Below are 20,229 nucleotides of genomic sequence, written 5' to 3'. Positions count from 1 at the left end.
GTATGCAACGAGATTTTCGCCTCTTTTATCAAGGGAACACTATTTCATTGACAGTTTGTCCGGTTTCCGTGATATATAAAGTTGCTTCCTGGAGTTCGCAAGAATATAGGAATAATTTGTAGAGGCGTATTCCTTCCTTTGTGTAAGTCATGAAAGCCTGTTTTATCATTGCTCCTTCCTGTGCAATTTTTGTCATAACTTCGTTTGTGATGTCGCTGAGATAAATTTCAGTATATTCCATTTCTTCGACATCCGAAGTATTTAGATTTGCTTCAGTTCTGATAGCTTCGTTAGTTTTGTTTACGTTCTCAATTGCGTTTATTCCTGAAATGCTGCCCAATACTATTGCAACAGCTACTATAATTCTTTTTTTCATGACCTTTGAGTTTTAAATGTTGAATCAGCATAATGTGTATGCTGTGTTATTCCGTTCATATATCTAATGGCAATGCTTGTGCCATAAAAATGATATTTTGGTTAACATATTGTAAGAAAGAATGATAAGATATTATAGCTATAATTCCTGTTTTGTGGAATAATGAGTAAAATTGTGGAAAAAATCCATAACCTTTTATATCTTTGTTCTCAAAATGTAAATTAGAAAAATGAAAAGAGTATTTTGTCCCAAGTGTGATCGTCAGATTGCTTTTGATGATACTAAATATCCTGACGGAAAAGTATTGGCTATAGTTTGTCCTCAATGTACAGCCCAGTTCAAGATAAAAATAGGACGCAAAGTAGTTCGCACCGAATCCGGATTGGAAAAAGAAGTGAAAGAACCGGATTTCTCATGCGGATTCATAACAGTGATTGAGAATGCTTTTGCTTTCAAGCAGGATTTGCCGTTGATTTTGGGAGATAATGTTATCGGACGCCGAAACAAAGACACCGAAGGAGTTGATGCGCCAATCATAACAAGCGACCCTAGTATGGGACGCAAACATTGCATCATCAATGTGAAACAGGGAAGCGACGGAAAATTGGTTTATACACTGCGCGATTTCCCAAGTCTTACGGGAACATTCCTGCGTAATGAAATCCTCGGAAAAAACGAACGAGTTGTCATTGAAGATGGAGCAATCGTGACAATCGGGGCAACAACATTTATTCTCCATACTCCGGACGGAGAGGAATAAAAAAAGTTTTTTTACCATGAGAAAATATATATCATTCTTTCTGGCAAGTTTTATTGCCGTGTCTATCCATGCGCAGCAGAAGGCTCCAAAATGGATGGACAAGCAGAAACAGGCTGTAGTGGTTATAACTACATATAATAAAGACAACAAAGAGTTGCGTAAAGGAACCGGATTTTTCGTTTCCGAAACGGGAGAGTTGCTGTCGTCATATTCTGTGTTGAAGAACGCTGACCATGCCGTGGTGAAAGATGCCAAAGGCAAGGAATATGAAGTGTCGCGAGTGATTGGTGCCGATGAGCTGTATGATGTTATCCGCTTGCGTGCCGATGTAGATAAGAAAGTTGCTTTTCTTGTCATAGCCGACCAGAAACCGGCTGAAGGAAGCACTGCTTATCTTATGCCTTTCTCCGAAGGTAAGATAAAGAATTTCGGAAGCGGCAAAATCAATGATATCACAAAGCTGAAAGGCGATTACAGTTACTATGAATTGTCTATCCCGATAAATCATGATTGGGTGAATTCGCCTATTATGACGGAAGATGGAAAAGTCATAGGTCTTGCTCAGGAAGATGCTTCGGGAAACAAGGAACGTTCGTTTGCCGTTTCGGCAGCTTATGCGCATAGTCTGACTATTCAGGCAATGGATGTTCTTAACTCCACTTATTCTGATTTGGGAATACGCAAGGCGTGGCCAGAGAATGCCGAGCAAGCACAGGTGATGCTTATGTTGCTTCAGGGAAAACAGGATGCAAAGACTTACTTGGAAACTTTGAACGATTACATTCAGACTTTCCCATCAAATACAGATGCTTATCTGAGCAGAGCTTCGCATTATGCTTATTTCAGAAAAGAATTGGGAGCAAACAGCCTCGATATGGCAATGAATGATATCCGTTCATATCAGGATAAAGTTGACGATAAGAGTGAAGGCTTATATCAGGAAGCTAAGCTTATGTATGGCGTAGCATCGTCGGATTCGCTGCTCAACAATGGTAGTTGGAGTGTGGAATCGGCAAAGGCAAAACTGGACGAGGCAATATCGGAATCGGACAAGCCGCTTTATCACCAGCTTAAGGCAGATATATATGTGAACGAAGGAAATATGCAGCAGGCATATGACGAATATATGATTGTAAATAAAAGCGACATAGCTTCGCCTTCAACATGGTATATGGCAGCCAAATTGCGTGAGAAAATGCCTAATGTCAATATTGGAGAGATTATTAATTTGCTGGATAGTGCCATAGTTGCGGGCGAATCATCTCCAAAACCGGAAATAGCTCCGTTTGTTTTGGAACGTATTGACTGGAAACTGAAATTAACGAAATATCGTGAAGCTATTGCCGATTATGATTTGTATTACCAGATGATGAATGGCAATGTGAATGACAGTTTCTATTATTTCCGTGAACAGGCAAAATTCCGTGCCAACGATTTGGATGGCGCTTTGGCCGACATAAAAGAAGCAATCAAGATGGCGCCGGACAATGCTACATATCTTGCCGAAGAAGCGTCTGTCCTGATTAGAAAGGAGCAATATGCCGAAGCGTTGGCAAGTGTGGACAAAGCCTTGGCTTTGGCTCCGGACTTTGCTGCTTGTCACAGATTGCGCGGAGTGTCGCTAATACGTCAGAAAAAGATGGATGAAGCGAAAGTGTCTTTGCTCAAGGCTAGTGAATTGGGAGATAAGGTTGCGGACAGGTTGTTGAAGGAGAATTATTAATCCTGACCATTAAATATTAAGAAGATAAGGTTTTATAGACAAGTTGACGAGGTTAATATATAAGTATTAATTTAGGATATCTTAAAAAAGGCTTGCCAACTTGTCTCCTTATCAATCGATAACCTGAAAGTTCTTACTTGTGATACTTAATTAGTATATTTAAGTTGCGCAAGTTGCTCAACTTAAAAGTTAACAAGGCTTCAGGTACAAGTTAACAAGATAAAAACACCTGTAACTTTACAATTTATATCTAAAAGCCCTTGTTAACTTGTCTTCTTGTTAACTCGTTATCTGAAAGTTAAGTTAATAAAAAATGTTCTTTATGAAGAAAATAATAATACTTTCTCTTTTGTTGTTCCTTGGAATGACAGTAAAGGCTCAGATATATCAAGGATATTCATCTGTAGGCTTTCAGGTTGGTTATGGATTCAAGACAAAGAATGCTACTGTAGGAATAGATTACAGATATAATATAACTGACGAAATACGTTTGAATCCCGGTCTGACATATTTCGTAAAGGATGGCGGATTGAGCGGATGGGCATTGGATATGAATGCTCATTATGTTGTTCCTCTTGGAGATATATTTGTCATTTATCCTTTGGCTGGTATAGATTTGTCATTCTGGAAAGATACTTATGAATGGCATCTTGATCATTCGGTTCTGAAAGGGAAGGAGAACTTTACACGCATTGGTGTAAATGCAGGAGTTGGAGGAGAAGTCTGGCTCACCGACTTGTTTACCCTTGGTGCAGAGCTAAAGTATAATCTAGTCAAGACGATGAACCAGACGCTTATATCATTCCGCGTTGCGTATCATTTCTGATATTCAATCTTCTTTTTCTCCGTAAGCAAGATCGCCTGCGTCGCCCAATCCCGGAACGATGTATGCGTGGTCGTCTAGTTTGTCGTCTAGTGCGGCAACCCAAACTGTTGTTTTATCTTTAGGCAATTTACTTTTTACATATTCCAAAGCGGGTTTGCTGGCAATTATTGATGCAACATGTATATGCGCCGGCTCGCCTTTTGTTTGCAGAGCGTGATATGCCATTTCCATGGAGCTTCCAGTTGCAAGCATCGGGTCTGTTATTATAAGAGTTTTGTCTTGTATTGAAGGAGAAGCTATATATTCGATATGAATGTCGAAGTTTAGTCTGTCTTTATATCTTCTGTATGCAGAAACAAAGGCATTCTCCGCATGGTCAAGATAGCTGAGAAAACCCTGATGGAAAGGAAGTCCGGCTCTAAGAATTGTGCTGATTACGATATTGTCAGTATGCAAAGACATTGGTGCAATTCCGAGAGGAGATTGTATTTCCTGAATTGCATAGTCGAAACGGCGACTGATTTCATAAGCCATTATTTCTCCAATTCTTTCAATATTTCTTCGGAATCTCATACTGTCCTTCTGGATATTCACATCTCTCAGTTCTGATACGAATTTGTTTAAGATTGAGTTTCCTGCTCCTAAATTTATTATTTCCATTTCTAATATAAATTAATGTATTGTATCAATTTGTTAGTCAAAATATTGTGTAAATTTCTGTTTGTCGCATATTCTCTAAAATACAGGAATAGAATAAACCAGTCCGAGTGAGAATCTGTGTCTGTCGTAGGCCGTAGCTCCAAGTTCAACAGTTCTGTCATTAAGGTTTACACCTCGGTATGAGTACAGACCGAATACGAAAAGATCTATATTCGGGAAAGGGAAATATTCCAGGCATGTTTGAATATTCCAGGAATTACGGTAATTCCCTTTTTCGAAGTATTCTGAACTTTTATATACTCGTCCCGTTTCAAATGCACCTTTGATATAGCTGTTCCATCTTGGGTGAAACCTGAAATCCACGTTCCCGATTACAGACAAATATTCGGTATTCGGAGCCATTGATGGATTTGCCGGCAAATGGCTTATTATTCCGTGCTGGTCCAGTTGCTGTTTAGTGTACATAATATCAAGGTAGGCAAGCCAAGGACCTTTCTCGTATATATTTCCACAAGTGAAATAAAAAGCACTGTATCCTTGTGCCACTTGTGCCAGTGATGCAGCATATCTCAGCATTATACTTCTGTCTGCATAATAACTGTTCCAGTTTGCAGAATAGAAAAATGGAACTTTTGCCGATTTTACGCCTTCTGGCAAACCTGTCTTGTATATTTCATCGTCACTTCCGGAACGGTTGTTCATTACCTGAAGACATAATTCCTGAGTAGGAGTGATTTGCCAGTTTGCAGTGACACCAGCCTGATAGCAGCTTATCATTTCGTTGAATTCGCTGAATTCACGTACTTTTATGGCATTGACATAATATTCATATCCGCCCATAGCAAGGAAATGCTTTCCTGCTGTTATCGACAGTTTGTCGGACAGATTGAGATTTACGCAAGCCAGTTCCAGAGATGAAGACAGATTGTCGAGTGAAAATGGATCCATATATTTGTTGAACGACTGGCGATAGTGATAAGAAAGATATTTCCCTACATCACCTTTTATTTCCAGCCTTACTCTGTTCAGCTTGAAATTAGCCCCATCAAAATTCTTGTCATGAAATTCTGCATTGGCAGTCGTAAATATTTGAAAGTTCATTTCTGCATTTTCAATGCTGGTTTTCCCATGAGTCAGTCTTTCAACCAAGGTTAACTGTTCTCCAGGCTTTTCATGCTGGGTTATTTCTTGTGCAGCAATAAAAAACGGAGATAATCCTATAACTGTAATTGAACATAATAAACGTTTCAGCATATAAATATTATGTTTAGATGTTTCGCAAGTTTTGCATGCAGAATACAATTTGACGGATTGACAAGCTAATTACAACTATTCCTTTTATCAACTCAGTGTAAACTGTTGCCTGAAGTATTCTTTGGTTTTTGGGTTGAACAACTTGCAAAACGTCAATTATTATATATTGCAAATATATTCTTTTTTTCATCCTTACAAATACATTGTCATGCAAATATTTTATCTTTGTACTCTCAGAAAAATGAATAGCCATGAATGATGCAATTAAAACACAGATTATAAAGCTTATAAACAGAGAAGTTATCCCGGCAATCGGATGTACAGAGCCAATAGCCGTAGCTTTGGCTTCAGCTAAAGCTGCCGAAGTGCTTGGTGCTAAACCTGAAAAATTAGATGTTTTCCTTAGTGCCAATATATTAAAGAATGCTATGGGTGTTGGTATTCCAGGAACAGGAATGGTTGGTTTGCCAATAGCTGTCGCTTTAGGCGCATTGATTGGAAAATCGGAATACGAGCTGGAAGTTTTGCGAGATCTATCTCCGGAATCTTTGGAAGAAGGCAAACAAATGGTCGACAGCCATTGTATTAATATTGCTCTGAAGGAAAATGTAGATAAATTATATATTGAGATTGTGGCTTATGCTGCTGATAATTTCTCTAAAGTTGTTATTAGTCATGAGCACACTAACTTCGTTTATGTAGAGAAGAACGGAGAAATTCTTCTTGATAAAAGGCATGAGTATTCTTCTGATGACGATGCTCATGATGAGGACTTTACTCTTACATTCAACACAGTGTGTGATTTTGCTCTTGAATCTCCGCTTGATGATATCCGTTTCATATTGAAAACTGCCGAATTGAACAAGAAGGCAGCTTTGGCTTCCGTAAAAGCTAATTACGGACATACTGTCAGCAAGACAATTTCCGGTCCAGTAGGAAAGAAATATATGGGTGATTCTTCTTTCACTCACATGCTTACATTAACATCTGCTGCTTGCGATGCCAGAATGGATGGTGCTATGATTCCTGTTATGAGTAATTCAGGTAGCGGAAATCAGGGCATAGCTGCGACTTTGCCTGTTGTTTCATTTGCTGAAGATATGAATGCTTCTGAAGAACAGTTGATACGTGCTCTTATGCTGAGCCATCTTATGGTAATATATATAAAGCAGAGTTTGGGAAGATTGTCTGCCCTTTGCGGATGTGTCGTTGCTGCAACAGGCGCAAGCTGTGCCATCACTTGGCTTATGGGAGGAAACAGACGCCAGATGTCATACGCAATCAAGAATATGATTGGAAATATCACTGGTATGATTTGCGACGGAGCCAAACCAAGCTGCGCAATGAAAGTTTCCAGCGGAGTTTCAACTGCTATGCTTTCTGCAATGATGGCAATCGAAGATAAAGTTGTTACTTCAGTTGAAGGAATCATTGACGAAGATGTGGATATTTCAATCCGTAACCTGACATCTATTGGTTCCAAGGGAATGGAAGAAACTGACAAGCTGGTGCTTGATATTATGACTCATAAGTCATGTTAATTCCCGGATAAAAATATAAGACTTTGAAATCAGATTATCTGATATCAAATATAAAAGGAGTGATAAAAAAACGCTTGTATTTGTCTTATGATAGATATTGGCTATTTTACTAATTAAAATTAATTGTTTATGAAAAGGAATTTATTGTATGCATTTACTATGCTATGTTCTTTAAGTTTAATGACTACATCTTGTAGTAAAGATGATAAACCAACTGTTGAAGAAGGAAAAGTTCTGGATGTAAATGCATCTTATAAAGGAGAATCTTTGGACTTGACTTATAGCGAAAGTGTTCTTCCTGGAAAAGTTATCACATTTAATACAACAGACGGTAAGACTGCCACTTTGGAAATGAAGGGCGAGTTCGATCTTACTTCACTTATTCCAACTAAGGCTGATATGCCTGTAATGAACTTGGCTCCGGGTGTAATTCCAGGTGAAGTTACAACAACTATTTCTAATGTGGCTTTGACTCTTGACGGTGAAACTTATAAGTTCGAAGGCACAGATTCACAGAACGGACGTACAACTGAATATAAAGGTCAGGTAGAAAAAGGAAAACTTACTTTGGCTATCAACAATGTTATGCCGGAAAGCAAAATTCAGGGAACTTGGAATTTGGCAGATGCTAAGGTTGTTACTCTTGTATGGAATTCTGATAAAGGTATTTTGTTGCCTGGTTCTACTGAAGAATGGCCTGTTGAAAATTTAGTTCAATTTCTTTCTATGGCTTTAGATAAGCCAATCAAGGCTGCCTTGAATACAATCTCTTTCAATAATGATGGAAATATCGTAGCTGATTACAATAAGGACGGTGAGAAAAAGGTTTCTCCTCTGAACATTGCTAATTATTATATGAAAGACGACAAGATGTATGTTCAGATGAATATTGCAATGTTGCTTACTGTTATCAACCAGACTAAAGCTGGTTTTGATATGGGTGCTATTGCTCAGTTCTTGCCTCTTTTGTCTGAAGGTGTTCCTTTGACTTGCTCTGTTGATGGAAGCAACGCAACAATCACATTGGAAAAAGATATTATTGTTCCACTTCTTTCATTCGTTCTTACAAACGAAACAATTTCAGGCTTGATTCTTAAATCTATCCCAGAAAATGTTAAGCCTATGGTAGAAGCATTGTTGCCTCAATTGACAGAAGTATTGAGTAGTACAACAGAAATGAAAGTTAGCTTGAACTTGAAGAAATAATATTGAACAAGAATATTATTTGTTATCTTTAGGTAGAGTTTGACAAACTTCATTTATTAATATACAAGCACAGAAAACGTAATGATTTCATTCAGCGTTTTCTGTGCTTTTTTATTCTTCTCGCTAATCTTTCCTTAAAATATCTTTCTCAATAAGTGATGTAACACTAATGTAAATTCAATCAAAATATGTACTTTTGTTGCAAAACTTAAAAACGTACTTTATGCCATCTATTCTTATTGTAGAAGATGATATAACTTTCTCTTTGATGCTTACAACCTGGCTTGGGAAAAAAGGTTTTAAAGTGAATAGTGTGTCAAGTGTAGCAGACGCTGAGCAATGGCTTGGCAAGGAAGCGTGCGACTTGATTCTGTCTGATTTGCGCCTGCCGGATCAGGATGGTATTAATTTGTTGAAATGGATGAAAGATAATGAAAGGGAAATTCCTTTTATTATGATGACCGGATATGCCGAGATTCAGACTGCTGTTCAGGCAATGAAACTTGGTGCTTCGGATTATATATCCAAACCTGTCAATCCCGAAAATCTTCTGCAGAAAATCAATGAACTGGTAAAGCAAAACGAGACTGCCGAAACAACATCAAACACAAAGAAAACGGTTGCCGCGCCAGCTAAAGCAAAATCAGAGCCTGCAAAGAAACAGAAGAGTGAAGCAATTAATCAATACATCGAAGGACAGAGCTTCGAAGCTCGCCAACTTTATGAGCATGTACGTCTTGTTGCGCCAACAGACATGTCCGTGCTAATAAATGGTTCCAGCGGAACGGGAAAGGAATATGTTGCCCGACGCATTCATGAGCAGAGCAACAGAAAAAATGCTCCTTTCGTAGCTGTCGATTGTGGCGCGATTCCAAAAGATTTGGCAGCGTCGGAATTCTTCGGTCATGTGAAAGGTTCGTTTACCGGAGCTATAAGCGACAAGACAGGAGCTTTTGTTGCAGCTCAAGGCGGAACTTTGTTCCTAGATGAAATCGGAAACCTTACATACGAAGTGCAAGTTCAGCTTCTTCGAGCATTGCAGGAGAGGAAAGTTCGTCCGGTCGGCAGCAACAAGGAAATAGATATTAATGTGCGTCTGGTTTCGGCAACCAACGAAAATCTCCGTCAGGCAATCGACAAAGGAGATTTCCGTGAGGATTTATATCACCGAATAAATGAATTCACAATCCGTATCCCGAATCTTTGCGAGCGAAAAGAAGACTTGCTTCTATTCGCCAATCATTTCCTGGATATGGCAAACAGTGAGTTGCAGAAAGATATCGTTGGTTTCGATGCAGAAACCATGAGGATTTTCGAATCATATTCATGGCCCGGAAATCTTCGTCAGATGAAGAATGTCATCAGATATGCAACATTGCTGGCTACGGGCAGATACATTACTCGCCGTGAATTGCCTGAAGAATTGATTGAAGCTCCTCGCCGTGAAGTTGTCGGCGTTTCACAGCTAAAGGATGAAAATCACGAGCGTGAACTTATCCGCAAAGCATTGATTGCATGCGGAAATAATAAGACAAAGGCTGCGCAAATGCTAGGTATCGACCGCAAGACTTTATATAATAAGCTGAAGAGTTTGGAATTGTCGGATATCTGAAGTTTCAGAATATAACAATCTTTACATAAAAACCCTTCTTTTCGTGATAGGCGAGGAGAAGGGTTTTATTTTTATGATAGTTGCATATAATTTTATCTATATCAGAATATTATAATTGTAATTTATATACAATGCCCAAAGCATGCAGATAATTCACCGGGTCGAACCGTTTGAACACATGATAGCGATAGTAGAATTGCAAAGTGTTTTTGCCGTTTATTTTATAATTCAATCCTCCGGAAAACCTTATTCTGTCCAGTTTCAGCTTTCCATTACATCCGGCATTATTGAAAGGTTCGGCATAAGCAAAAGGCTCCAGTTTCAGTTTCTTGATTGTATAACCAATTGTAAGTTTGCTTCTCAGATAATTGTTTGGTTCGCTGCTGTGCCTTTTATATGTACTTTGGAAGCGTTCAACAAGGGAAAATCTGAAATTGCTGACTGAATATTTTCCGTTCAGATAAAAATAATATCTGTTTCGCGTCTCTCTTGAATCCAGGAAATTTGCCAGATTAGTATATCCGACACCACCTTTAAGCATCGGATGAAACTGATAGTTCACTTCTGCAATACTCAGCAGCCATTGAGCCGTATGAAAGTCTGAAGTGGTGCGTAAATCCTCTTCAACTTGTACGGAAAGATTTTTCCAGACTTTCTTTGACAATGTAAATCTGAGAGATAAATTATTACCATCGTTGGCGTTAGCAGATAATAAAGTGAACCAGCAGAAAATAATAAATATGACTTGCTTGTTTAGATTCATTTCCCTTTTCCCATTCAAGTTTTCCTCAGAAACAAAGGTACGAATTTTGTTCTATTATCATGTTCCATTGATAACCTTTTCTAAATAAGTTGCGCATACCTTATTTTCGATATAAAAGTATTACATATATTCTTAAAACTAAGCTTTAGTTTTTAAAAACTAAGTCTTAATTTGTAGAAACTAAGTCTGAGTTTTTACAAACTTAGATTTAGTTTGCAGAATAGAATTAGTATTTTTAATTTATTATCAGTAAAATGATATAATAATATTGATATATTTGCGATAACTAGGATATAAGTAACTTAAATTTATATTGTATGGAAAAATTCAGACTGAAAAACAGATTGCTTTACGGAGGCACAATATTTCTGATATGGCTCTTATGTGGATTTATATTATTAGGTATATTTGATTTGGTATCCAATTATACTTCTAACTTTTGGATTCATTATTTATTCTTTATGATTCCCGGAATTCTTGTAAGCTGGATTCATAGTTGCAAATATTATTCTTTTGTGAATGATTTATTACGGATTAAATCCAACCATAATTTGTATAATACTATTGTTTTAAAAGAAATAGTGAGAGCTGATATTTATAATGGAATAAAATTTAATCATCAAGGATTATATTCTCTCAGATTGACAAATACTAAAGGAAAGAAGTTCTATTTATATCCTGAGAATCAGGATAAATTAATCTCTGTTTTAAAGGGAAAATGTCCGTCTTTATCTTTGGACTACAACTAATTATTTCTATTAATATTCTATTGTTCTTTAATATTAATAATGAATAGGTATAATTTATACAAGAAAGAATAATATGAAAGCTATATTTTTGATAATAGGTTTATTTATAAGCATATGTTATAATACTGTTTTAGCTCAAGGCATAAAACCTTATACGGTTGAGATGAATTCCGATAGCTTATATCAAAGTGCATTAAGCTATTTGTGCAATGAAGATTATTTCATTGACTGTGTTGATTCCTCGGCAGGATTTATTAAAGCAAAAAAATTTACAGTAGTCGACAAATTGCTAAGTGTATATAAGGGACAGCGAACAGAGGTCTCTATGTTCATAAAACCAATTAGTGAGAGAAAGAGTTCAATATCAGTGAATACATATATCGAAACATTAGAACATGATGAGTCTATTATATTTCATAAAGAAGGATTATGCAATGATTCAACTTTATGTATGTCCATAATCAATGGTATAATTTCAGTGAATCAGGATTGAGAAAATCATCTCATCCATTATATTTCATATAAAAAACAATCCGGCAGTTCAATTGAACTCCGGATTGTTTTTTATGATTTCTCAAACTGCGAAGGCAGAACGCCAAACTCTTCCTTGAAATATTTTCTAAAATATTTAGGATGATTGAATCCTACTTCATATGCGATTTCAGAAACATTCATTTTACTTTCCTTCAATAATTGGGCAGCCCTTTTTAGACGAACAAGTCGGATGAATTCGATTGGAGTTTTTCCTGTGAGCGACAGAAGCTTTTTGTAAAGATGAACGCGGCTCATGCCAAGTTCCTTGCTGAGTTCCTCAACAGAAAAATCAGGGTTTGAAATGTTTGCCTCTGTATATTCCAAAGCTTTTCTTATCAATTCCTCGTCGATATTGTTTACCGTTATTCTTGAAGGCTCGATAGGAATTGGCTCTTTCAACATACTTTGCATTTTTTTCCTTGATTCAATCAGATTCTTCATTTTTATATATAAGACATCTATATTGAACGGTTTGGAAATATAATCGTCTGCTCCGGATTTCAATCCGTCTATCTGACTTTCTTCTGCGGTTTTTGCTGTGAGCAGAATAAGTGGAATGTGCGAAGTCCGGACATCATTCTTCAGTTTTTTGCAAAGCTGTATGCCGTCCATTACCGGCATCATAACATCAGAGATAATCATGTCCGGAATTTCGTTTACTGCAATTTCAAAAGCTTTTTCTCCGTTCTCAGCCTGAATAACTTCAAATCGGTTTTGCATACAGGTGCAAAGGAAAGTTCTGAAATCGTTGTTGTCGTCAACAATCAGCAATTTTGGCATATTACTGTTGCTTATATCTTTATATTCCTTTATATCTTCATCTTCATTATTTCTGGCATTCTCCAATTCTTCAATTAGAGCTTCTTCGCCTTCGTCAGGCAATGGAAGAGAGAATACCATTTTGCATCCTCCAAACTGTGAATCTTCTACCCATATTTTACCTTTGTGAAGTTCAATATATTCTTTTGAAAGATGAAGTCCGATTCCACTTCCGGATAATCCGTTGGCGTCATAGTATTTATGGTTTACCTGATAGAATCTGTCGAATACTTTATCCCGCTCATCTTTTTGGATACCAATTCCGGAGTCGCTGACTGATATTCTGATTTCATGATTAGCGTCATCACGCTCAATGCATACATTTATTTTACCATTCTGAGGCGTGAATTTGTAAGCGTTTGAAAGCAGATTATTAAGCACTTTACCAATTTTCTCTCCGTCGAAACGCATGAAGATAGCTTCATCTGTTCCGTCAATGCTGAATTCAATATTTTTATGTGCAAAAGCTTCCTTGAACAGAAAAACAGTATCTTTCACAAAAAGAGTAATGTTTCCAATTTGCAGATTTAACTTCAAACCATTGACATCCATTTTGCGGAAATCGAGAAGCTGATTTACAAGATTCAAAAGCTGCTGAGCATTTTTATGGATGATTCTTAGCAGTTCTTTATCCTCTGCTTTTTCAGATTTCTTTATTAATTCTTCCAATGGAGTAATTATAAGAGTAAGCGGTGTACGGAATTCGTGACTTATGTTTGTGAAGAAACGCAGCTTCATTTCATCCATATTATGCTGATTCTCTATTTTCATTTTTTCACGGGTATAAATAATCTTTTTCTCTTCTTTTTTCTTTGAATATCTGTGATAAATATATAGAAGAGATAACAATATGATTAAATATATGCCCCAGGCCAGATTGGATTTCCAGAATGGAGGATTAATTATGATTTCCAATGACGCAGGTTCGATACTTTCCATTCCATCGCTGTTTATAGCTTTGACATGAAATGTATATTTACCAGGGTTGAGATTTGTATATGTTACTTCTCTTGTATTAGGATTTGTTTCAATCCATAAATCATTTAATCCTTCAAGTTTATAAAAGTATCTTGATTTATCCGGAACACAATAATCCAATGCAGCAAATTCAAGAGTGAAATAGTTTTCACTATGTCCCAATTCAATTGATTTGGTATATGAAATACTTTTGTCCAATATTGATTTACCGTTATATTTCATTCCCGGTGTGATTGTTTTATCATAAATTTTCAGTTTGGTAAGGATAACCTTTGGATTATTGTTGTTGTAATGGATTGCACTAGGATTAACAATGTTAAATCCTAATGAGCCGCCGAATATCAATTCAGAATGAGAAGTAGCCAACGCTCCGTTATAGTTGAATTGTTCGCCTTGCAATCCTTCTGCCTGGTCGTAGTTAAGCATCTTGAAGAAATATCCCGGAGTGTCATTCTGTGTGTTTACTTTTATTAGAGTCAATCCTCGGTTAGTTGCAATCCATATGTTATGTTCTGCATCTTCAAGAATACTTTGGATCAAATCGGCAGACAAACCATCTTCAACAGTGAATAGTCTTAATTCTTTTGTTATGGGATTAAAGATGAACAATCCGTTTCGTGTGCCAATCCACAGAAGTTTTCTGCTGTCTTCAAATAAATAGTTAATGTCGTGTCTGCTAAGTTGTGCTTTACCGAATATTTCCGGCTCATATTCTTTTATAGTTTTTGAGTCTTCATCAAAAATGAAAAGTCCGTTCAACGCACCGATAAGAATACTTCCGTCTGCACGTTGAATAATCGAAAATACAGAACTTATTGAAGGAAAATGTTTGAGCTTTTTCCCAGTCTCCAAATCGAGAGTAACGATTCCACTGTTTAGAGTTCCTATCCAAAGCCTTTTCTTGTCATCACATAAGAGCTTCCATACATTTTTGTCTGGGAGCAAGCATTCTTCGTTTGGAATGAAGTCATAATGTGTGAACTTCTTTCCGTCCCAGCAGTCCATGCCATTCATGTAATATCCAATCCACAATCTGTCTTTGTAGTCTTGGACAATGCTGACAATAACGTCTCCCGCAGGTGTGTTAGTCTTTTGGGGATCATGTTTGTAGGATATGAATTTTTCCGTATCTCTGTCGTAACACAGAAGTCCGTTTCCGTTTGAACCAATCCATATTTTCCCATCTTTAGTTTCAAGGAAACAGTTTACATCCATTTCCTTGTCGCTTTCATGATTCTTTACGGTGTGGAATTTGAAAATGCTGCTGTGGTAATAGCATACGCCACGTTTATAAGTTCCAGCCCAAACAATATCTTCATTGTCAATATATATGCTTTTTACAGCATCTTGAGCCAGACTGTTTACGTTTCTTCTGTCGTGTCTTATTTCTGATATTATATTATTCTCCTTGTCCAATAAAGCAATGCCACCATGGTCCATTGAAATCCAAATTCTTCCTTGCTTGTCTTCGGTGATTCCCGTAACAATATTTGCGGGAAGACGATGTCTGACATCTTCCTGGCTTTTGGAAAAATGTTCCCAAGTATTTTTGTTCGTATTCAGGCAGGAAGCACCTTTTTCCATCAATCCATAAATCCATAAGTTACCTTTTGAATCAGAGAAAAGGCGTGATTGCCCATCATAGAAATCCGGAGAATTGAATACCAGAGTTGAATCTTTCATTGTAATTGTATGCGTCTGCGCATCCATGCATTCCACAAGTCCATTGGTGTGAAGGATCCAATATTTGTTTTCCCCTTGGCAAATAGCAGCAATTCTCCCTTTTTGAGGTCTTCCTGTGTCTCCGAGTTTGTATATGTTTGTTTTGGATGTTTTTATATTAAAGAAACGAATATCATCATTGGTGACAAACCACATGTTTTTACCTAAATCAATATACATATACAGAATACTGTCTGTCAGTGCATATTTTTTTATTTCTTCTGATGAATTGGAAATGAATTCTTCTTTCAGTGGGTCAAAGATATTATATCCGGTTCTGGTTTCAAGCCACAATCTGTTTTCTGCATCTTCTTGAATTAATGCGATATCATTATTCTGATATACACCATTAGCCATTAAATCCTGTTTGTATGAAATTACATTATATCCGTCGTATCGGCAAAGCCCGTACCTTGTGCCGAACCACATGTATCCCACACTGTTTTTATATATACATCTGATTTCACTATTGGCAAATCCTTTCTCAACATCAATACGTTTGAACATGAATTGTTCGGAATCTCTTGCCCACAACAGCGGCATAAAGACAAAAAGGCAGATTATATTTATTAGAATTGTTTTTAGTGGCATTTTGAATTGTTTTATTCAGCAAAGATAAAAATTATAATTGAAGTAGTACAAATGCGTAAAAACATAAAGAAGTCAGGGCTTCGAAGAACAGTATGCAATTTATATCGGGAAACAATATAAATATTTGTTCTTCGAAGCCCTGACTTTATAACTATATAAACGTCTTAGAATTTCTTCTCATTCGCCAAATTCCACATATTAAGGAATGAAGCCTTTGTGATATCAACAACCTTGTCCCAGTTTATTTTGTCGGTATGGTCGCTAGGCTGGTGATAATCCGGATGTCCATTAGTATGATACCAGATAACAGGAATATCTCGTTTAGCAAACGAAGCGTTATCGCTTCCGCCAACTGGTCTGTCCCAAGGACGATATTCCGGTTTTAGATTTAGATTATATGTTTTGATGTCATTCTTCAGCCATTCTCCAAAAGCAGGATGTGCTTCAGTATAGAAATAATCTACATGCTGAGGATTTGCTTCATTTGTGTTTCGTCCAATCATGTCGAAATTCAAATAACCTTTGATGTTTTTGATAAATGGGCAAGACTGAGCGAAAGCTTCTGAACCAAGAAGACCTTTTTCCTCACCATCCCAAAAAGCGAAAATAACTGTGCGTTCCGGCTGCTTGCCAGTAGCAAGGAATGCTCTTGCAATCTGTAATACCGCAGATACACCAGAAGCATTGTCATCTGCTCCATTATAAATTTTGTCTCCGTCAAGAAGTGGGTCAACACCAAGATGATCATAATGTGCGCCGACAATCACATATTCATTCGGATTCTTTCCTTCTATTTTAGCAAGAATATTTCTCAAAGACAATTTCTGGTGTGTTTCCTTTTTCAGAATGGCGATAGAATCAGGATGCACCTGATAACGTGCTTTTTTCTGGCGTTCTTTACGATATGCTTCGAAAGGCTGGAAGAAAGAGTCGCCGCTCAGAGGTTCCAATCCCATGCTTTTCAGATGTGAAACAATATATTCACCGGCTATACGGCAGCTTGGATAACCAGCCTCTCTACCTTCAAGTTCATCACAGGCAAGAAAGCCGATATGTGCTTCTGCTGTGCTTTTGTTTATTGTTGATAGTCCTTTTTGTTCAGGGGTTTGTGCCATAAGTGTAGAGGCTAATGCAAGTGCTGCAGCTGTCAGTGTTATTCTTTTCATATTTAATACAATTTGTGTTTTCTATTTTTTGCTTTTACAAAAGTAGGCAAATTGAAGTAATATGCAAAATGTCTCAATCATTGTTGTGTTTTAATCAGATATCTATAGCTTATTTTATATGTCATAATCTATAATTTAGGTATAAATATCGTTGAATTGTATACAAAGTCAGTTCTTTCTAACATTTAACTTTGCAAAAACGATAATTAGGATTATAAAATTGAATTAAAATGAAAACTAAAGTTATTATTGCCTTTATGGCATTGACATTAAATAATATTACAATTATGGCACAGGAAAAAATAAAACAGACAGCAGGACGTGAACAGCTCGGAGATTTCGCTCCTAAATTTGCAGAATTAAATGATGATGTTCTTTTTGGTGAAGTATGGAGCCGTACAGACAAATTGGGATTGCGTGACCGCAGCTTGGTGACTATTACATCGCTTATCAGTCAGGGAATAACAGACAGTTCTTTGATATATCATCTTCAGTCGGCTCGTAAGAATGGCATTACTAGAACTGAGATTTCGGAAATACTTACACATATCGGTTTTTATGCAGGATGGCCGAAAGCATGGGCAGCATTTCGCCTGGCTAAAGATGTATGGGCAGAAGAGACTGCAGAAGATGAAAAGGCAGAGTTCCAGAAGCAAATGATTTTCCCTATTGGAGAACCAAATACTGCTTTTGCAAAATACTTCATTGGAAACAGTTATTTGGCTCCGATTTCAAATGACCAGGTTGTTGTATATAATGTTACATTTGAGCCTCGCTGCCGAAACAACTGGCACATACACCATGCTAAGCAGGGAGGAGGACAGATGCTGATTGGCGTTGCCGGCCGTGGTTGGTATCAGGAAGAAGGTAAACCCGCAGTAGAGATTCTTCCCGGAACAGTGATTCATATTCCTGCAGGAGTAAAACATTGGCATGGAGCTGCTGCTGACAGCTGGTTCTCTCATCTGGCATTTGAGGTTTCCGGCGAAGAAACTTCAAATGAATGGCTCGAAGCTGTTACAGATGATGTGTATAACCTTCTGAAATAGCATATTAATTTAGCCTGATAATATAAATGAATAATATTATGGCTTTAAGTAAAGATTACATAAATGAATTGCTGACTTATCCATTTATGTTCTGTGTATTCATGTTGTTTGTTTCGTGTAGCGTGGTTGATGATGAAGCAATGGAGCAAGCCGGACAGACAGAAAATACAGAACAGGAAGATAACGAATCAGATAATAATAGTAATATGGAAAGTGGAAAAATAGCGCTGAATATAAATGGAAAAACTTTTACGGCTACTTTAGTGAAAAACTCATCAACTGAGGCTTTGGTTAAACGTCTCTCTCAAGGTGAAATAAGTATTCGAATGAATGATTACGGAGATATGGAAAAAGTAGGTTCGTTAAGTTTTTCCTTGCCAAGAAATGATGCGTACACAACGACTGGTCCCGGAGATATTATTTTATATCAGGGAAATTCATTTGTGATTTACTATGATTCAAATTCATGGAGTTTTACGAAACTAGGAAAGGTGGACGGTGTATCCACGAGAGAACAAATGCTTGAATTGTTGGGAGGCAAAGGTGAGAAGACTGTAGTCATTTCATTAGAATGATAAAATTTAGCCGACAAATCTGAGTAGGTTTGCCGGCTAATATTATTTATTGTAATTGCTTTTCCCTTAAATTTGAGATTGAAGAAACTCCGATAAGTCTGTCATACCTTGCACCCATTGGGCGGTAATAAACATATATGCAATATTCATTTTCAGTCTGATGAAAATCTCCTTCGATTGCATCTGTTCTGCCTTTGGTTTCTCCATTGGGAACATAAAGATATTGATAGTTATAATTTCCCTGCTTCAAAAGCATTGATTTTTCGTACTGATTGGTTTCGTGGTTAAACGACATTTCTGTTCCTTCATTGAAGAGATTATGAAATGCTTCACCATTCAGATATACTTTGCCCTGTTTTGCTTCAGGCATAGCCAAAGTGAAATGAACGAAATAATAATCAGCTTCGGTGTCAGGGTCAGTACTTCCACTTGAATTCACATAAAAACGTCCGTTCTGGTCCTGGTCATATTCATATGAAGACATTGCGCTCGGAAAATCCTTGAGCAAGGTCACATGATAGAATGGATTGTGGAATGAAATACTTTCCACTCTCATTCCGTTATACTTGTTGCTTAGGAACTCCATTCGTCTGTATTCATTTCCTGCCGGGAAAATCAGTTCCGGAATGTTCTCATAAACAATTTGCCCGTCCAGAATGCCGCTTGGCTTAATGTTTGTAACAGCATTGTCTGTTCTGTTGTTTTGTGTAACACAGATTTTTATATCGCTCTGCGGATAAGCAATCTGGAAATTCTTTGTGTTAAGCACAAAATTGACTTGCTGATGACGCTGGTATGTATCAATATTTGTATTGCCTGTAACTTCTGCCGAAATCTGTATCTGTGGTTCCACAACCTGGAAACAAGCAGTCAGAACGATTCTCTCCGGGTCATCTTCCGGATAAACCTTCAGAACGTAATTGCCGGATACTTTGAATTGGATATCATCGTTTGGCAGAAACAACCTGTAATTTGTATATTGAGTTGTTGTTGCCATAGAATTGGCAAAATCATCAATTGTCAAATCCTGAAATCCATCCAGATATTCGATAGGAGATAAATCTGATGGTTGCCAATCTGCATCGCAGTGTATTATCGAGTATGCATATCTGCTGTGTGCATTCAGAAAATCATCAAATACAAATTCCAACTGTGCGTCAGAATTAAGAGCCAGAACCGGAATTGAAAAAGTCTGATCCGGCTGTAAAATCTGTAAAGATTTGATATGCTTATGTTCAAACACCTGAGTTCTGTAAGGTGTCTGAGCATTTAATGCTTGTCCGGCACTCAGTAGTGCGGCTAAAAATGCATAAATTGTTTTCATA

Annotated in this window: 17 protein-coding genes; 10 read left to right on the top strand and 7 right to left on the bottom strand. The window is 37.2% G+C overall.

Annotated features, from left to right (window positions below):
- Positions 1-28: 28 nt before the first annotated feature.
- Complete coding sequence (locus ACYIAR_RS03085) at positions 29-376, bottom strand: hypothetical protein (protein WP_480332111.1); 348 nt, start codon at positions 374-376, stop codon at positions 29-31.
- Positions 377-605: 229 nt separating this feature from the next.
- Here ACYIAR_RS03085 and ACYIAR_RS03080 point away from each other — a divergent pair, with 229 nt between their 5' ends.
- The 3 genes from ACYIAR_RS03080 (at position 606) to ACYIAR_RS03070 (ending at position 3,685) form a co-directional block, all read left to right on the top strand.
- Positions 606-1,136 (top strand): FHA domain-containing protein, encoded by a 531-nt coding sequence (locus ACYIAR_RS03080; RefSeq protein WP_480332110.1) that lies wholly within the window; start codon positions 606-608, stop codon positions 1,134-1,136.
- A 16-nt stretch (positions 1,137-1,152) separates the two neighbouring features.
- The gene (locus tag ACYIAR_RS03075; protein WP_480332109.1) at positions 1,153-2,859 is read left to right on the top strand and encodes a trypsin-like peptidase domain-containing protein; all 1,707 of its coding nucleotides are present in this window, start codon (positions 1,153-1,155) and stop codon (positions 2,857-2,859) included.
- Positions 2,860-3,181: 322 nt separating this feature from the next.
- On the top strand, positions 3,182-3,685 hold the full coding sequence (locus ACYIAR_RS03070) for an outer membrane beta-barrel protein (RefSeq protein WP_480332108.1): 504 nt from the start codon (positions 3,182-3,184) through the stop codon (positions 3,683-3,685).
- A gap of 3 nt (positions 3,686-3,688) precedes the next feature.
- Here ACYIAR_RS03070 and upp read toward each other — a convergent pair whose 3' ends face one another.
- Together upp and ACYIAR_RS03060 are read right to left on the bottom strand one after the other, a co-directional pair.
- Entirely contained in the window at positions 3,689-4,345 is a 657-nt protein-coding gene (upp, locus tag ACYIAR_RS03065) for a uracil phosphoribosyltransferase (protein WP_480332107.1), read from the bottom strand.
- Between the two features lie 75 nt (positions 4,346-4,420).
- Positions 4,421-5,599, bottom strand: a complete 1,179-nt coding sequence (locus ACYIAR_RS03060; protein WP_480332106.1) for a porin — start codon at positions 5,597-5,599, stop codon at positions 4,421-4,423.
- Between the two features lie 251 nt (positions 5,600-5,850).
- Between ACYIAR_RS03060 and ACYIAR_RS03055 the strand changes: the two genes are divergently transcribed.
- From ACYIAR_RS03055 to ACYIAR_RS03045, 3 genes are all read left to right on the top strand, one after another.
- Positions 5,851-7,140 (top strand): L-cysteine desulfidase family protein, encoded by a 1,290-nt coding sequence (locus ACYIAR_RS03055; RefSeq protein ID WP_480332105.1) that lies wholly within the window; start codon positions 5,851-5,853, stop codon positions 7,138-7,140.
- Positions 7,141-7,269: 129 nt separating this feature from the next.
- The gene (locus ACYIAR_RS03050; RefSeq protein ID WP_480332104.1) at positions 7,270-8,346 is read left to right on the top strand and encodes a DUF4925 domain-containing protein; all 1,077 of its coding nucleotides are present in this window, start codon (positions 7,270-7,272) and stop codon (positions 8,344-8,346) included.
- A 223-nt stretch (positions 8,347-8,569) separates the two neighbouring features.
- Positions 8,570-9,958, top strand: a complete 1,389-nt coding sequence (locus ACYIAR_RS03045; RefSeq protein WP_480332102.1) for a sigma-54-dependent transcriptional regulator — start codon at positions 8,570-8,572, stop codon at positions 9,956-9,958.
- 109 nt (positions 9,959-10,067) lie between these two features.
- Here the strand turns inward: ACYIAR_RS03045 and ACYIAR_RS03040 are convergent, their stop codons facing one another.
- Positions 10,068-10,721, bottom strand: coding sequence for a DUF2490 domain-containing protein (locus ACYIAR_RS03040; protein WP_480332100.1), 654 nt, complete (start codon positions 10,719-10,721; stop codon positions 10,068-10,070).
- Positions 10,722-11,038: 317 nt separating this feature from the next.
- Here ACYIAR_RS03040 and ACYIAR_RS03035 point away from each other — a divergent pair, with 317 nt between their 5' ends.
- Both ACYIAR_RS03035 and ACYIAR_RS03030 read left to right on the top strand, forming a co-directional pair.
- The gene (locus tag ACYIAR_RS03035) at positions 11,039-11,470 is read left to right on the top strand and encodes a hypothetical protein (protein WP_480332098.1); all 432 of its coding nucleotides are present in this window, start codon (positions 11,039-11,041) and stop codon (positions 11,468-11,470) included.
- Between the two features lie 73 nt (positions 11,471-11,543).
- Positions 11,544-11,963 carry a hypothetical protein gene (locus ACYIAR_RS03030; RefSeq protein ID WP_480332096.1) on the top strand — a complete coding sequence of 140 codons (420 nt, stop codon included), beginning with the start codon at positions 11,544-11,546 and terminating at the stop codon, positions 11,961-11,963.
- A 71-nt stretch (positions 11,964-12,034) separates the two neighbouring features.
- On the opposite strand, the gene ACYIAR_RS03025 is transcribed toward ACYIAR_RS03030, so the two are convergent.
- Both ACYIAR_RS03025 and ACYIAR_RS03020 read right to left on the bottom strand, forming a co-directional pair.
- Positions 12,035-16,114, bottom strand: a complete 4,080-nt coding sequence (locus tag ACYIAR_RS03025) for a hybrid sensor histidine kinase/response regulator transcription factor (RefSeq protein WP_480332094.1) — start codon at positions 16,112-16,114, stop codon at positions 12,035-12,037.
- Positions 16,115-16,278: 164 nt separating this feature from the next.
- The gene (locus ACYIAR_RS03020; RefSeq protein WP_480332092.1) at positions 16,279-17,280 is read right to left on the bottom strand and encodes a M28 family metallopeptidase; all 1,002 of its coding nucleotides are present in this window, start codon (positions 17,278-17,280) and stop codon (positions 16,279-16,281) included.
- Between the two features lie 230 nt (positions 17,281-17,510).
- Between ACYIAR_RS03020 and ACYIAR_RS03015 the strand changes: the two genes are divergently transcribed.
- Both ACYIAR_RS03015 and ACYIAR_RS03010 read left to right on the top strand, forming a co-directional pair.
- Complete coding sequence (locus tag ACYIAR_RS03015) at positions 17,511-18,329, top strand: carboxymuconolactone decarboxylase family protein (protein ID WP_480332090.1); 819 nt, start codon at positions 17,511-17,513, stop codon at positions 18,327-18,329.
- A 38-nt stretch (positions 18,330-18,367) separates the two neighbouring features.
- A complete protein-coding gene (locus tag ACYIAR_RS03010; RefSeq protein ID WP_480332088.1) occupies positions 18,368-18,904 on the top strand; it encodes a cyclophilin-like fold protein in 537 nt (178 codons plus the stop codon).
- A gap of 46 nt (positions 18,905-18,950) precedes the next feature.
- Here ACYIAR_RS03010 and ACYIAR_RS03005 read toward each other — a convergent pair whose 3' ends face one another.
- On the bottom strand, positions 18,951-20,228 hold the full coding sequence (locus ACYIAR_RS03005) for a type IX secretion system plug protein (RefSeq protein ID WP_480332086.1): 1,278 nt from the start codon (positions 20,226-20,228) through the stop codon (positions 18,951-18,953).
- Position 20,229 lies beyond the last annotated feature (1 nt).

The organism is Parabacteroides sp. KHUB-01 (assembly GCF_056640935.1).
Note: the sequence above shows the minus strand (reverse complement) of the source record. Positions and strands in the feature narration are given on the sequence as shown.

Bases quoted from the DNA above. Each gene is read 5' to 3' on its own strand.
- ACYIAR_RS03015 (WP_480332090.1), top strand. From the start codon at position 17,511: ATGAAAACTAAAGTTATTATTGCCTTTATGGCATTGACATTAAATAAT.
- ACYIAR_RS03005 (WP_480332086.1), bottom strand. From the start codon at position 20,228: ATGAAAACAATTTATGCATTTTTAGCCGCACTACTGAGTGCCGGACAA.
- ACYIAR_RS03085 (WP_480332111.1), bottom strand. From the start codon at position 376: ATGAAAAAAAGAATTATAGTAGCTGTTGCAATAGTATTGGGCAGCATT.
- ACYIAR_RS03060 (WP_480332106.1), bottom strand. From the start codon at position 5,599: ATGCTGAAACGTTTATTATGTTCAATTACAGTTATAGGATTATCTCCG.
- ACYIAR_RS03075 (WP_480332109.1), top strand. From the start codon at position 1,153: ATGAGAAAATATATATCATTCTTTCTGGCAAGTTTTATTGCCGTGTCT.
- ACYIAR_RS03030 (WP_480332096.1), top strand. From the start codon at position 11,544: ATGAAAGCTATATTTTTGATAATAGGTTTATTTATAAGCATATGTTAT.
- upp (WP_480332107.1), bottom strand. From the start codon at position 4,345: ATGGAAATAATAAATTTAGGAGCAGGAAACTCAATCTTAAACAAATTC.
- ACYIAR_RS03050 (WP_480332104.1), top strand. From the start codon at position 7,270: ATGAAAAGGAATTTATTGTATGCATTTACTATGCTATGTTCTTTAAGT.
- ACYIAR_RS03055 (WP_480332105.1), top strand. From the start codon at position 5,851: ATGAATGATGCAATTAAAACACAGATTATAAAGCTTATAAACAGAGAA.
- ACYIAR_RS03080 (WP_480332110.1), top strand. From the start codon at position 606: ATGAAAAGAGTATTTTGTCCCAAGTGTGATCGTCAGATTGCTTTTGAT.
- ACYIAR_RS03040 (WP_480332100.1), bottom strand. From the start codon at position 10,721: ATGAATCTAAACAAGCAAGTCATATTTATTATTTTCTGCTGGTTCACT.
- ACYIAR_RS03020 (WP_480332092.1), bottom strand. From the start codon at position 17,280: ATGAAAAGAATAACACTGACAGCTGCAGCACTTGCATTAGCCTCTACA.
- ACYIAR_RS03045 (WP_480332102.1), top strand. From the start codon at position 8,570: ATGCCATCTATTCTTATTGTAGAAGATGATATAACTTTCTCTTTGATG.
- ACYIAR_RS03025 (WP_480332094.1), bottom strand. From the start codon at position 16,114: ATGCCACTAAAAACAATTCTAATAAATATAATCTGCCTTTTTGTCTTT.
- ACYIAR_RS03010 (WP_480332088.1), top strand. From the start codon at position 18,368: ATGGCTTTAAGTAAAGATTACATAAATGAATTGCTGACTTATCCATTT.
- ACYIAR_RS03035 (WP_480332098.1), top strand. From the start codon at position 11,039: ATGGAAAAATTCAGACTGAAAAACAGATTGCTTTACGGAGGCACAATA.
- ACYIAR_RS03070 (WP_480332108.1), top strand. From the start codon at position 3,182: ATGAAGAAAATAATAATACTTTCTCTTTTGTTGTTCCTTGGAATGACA.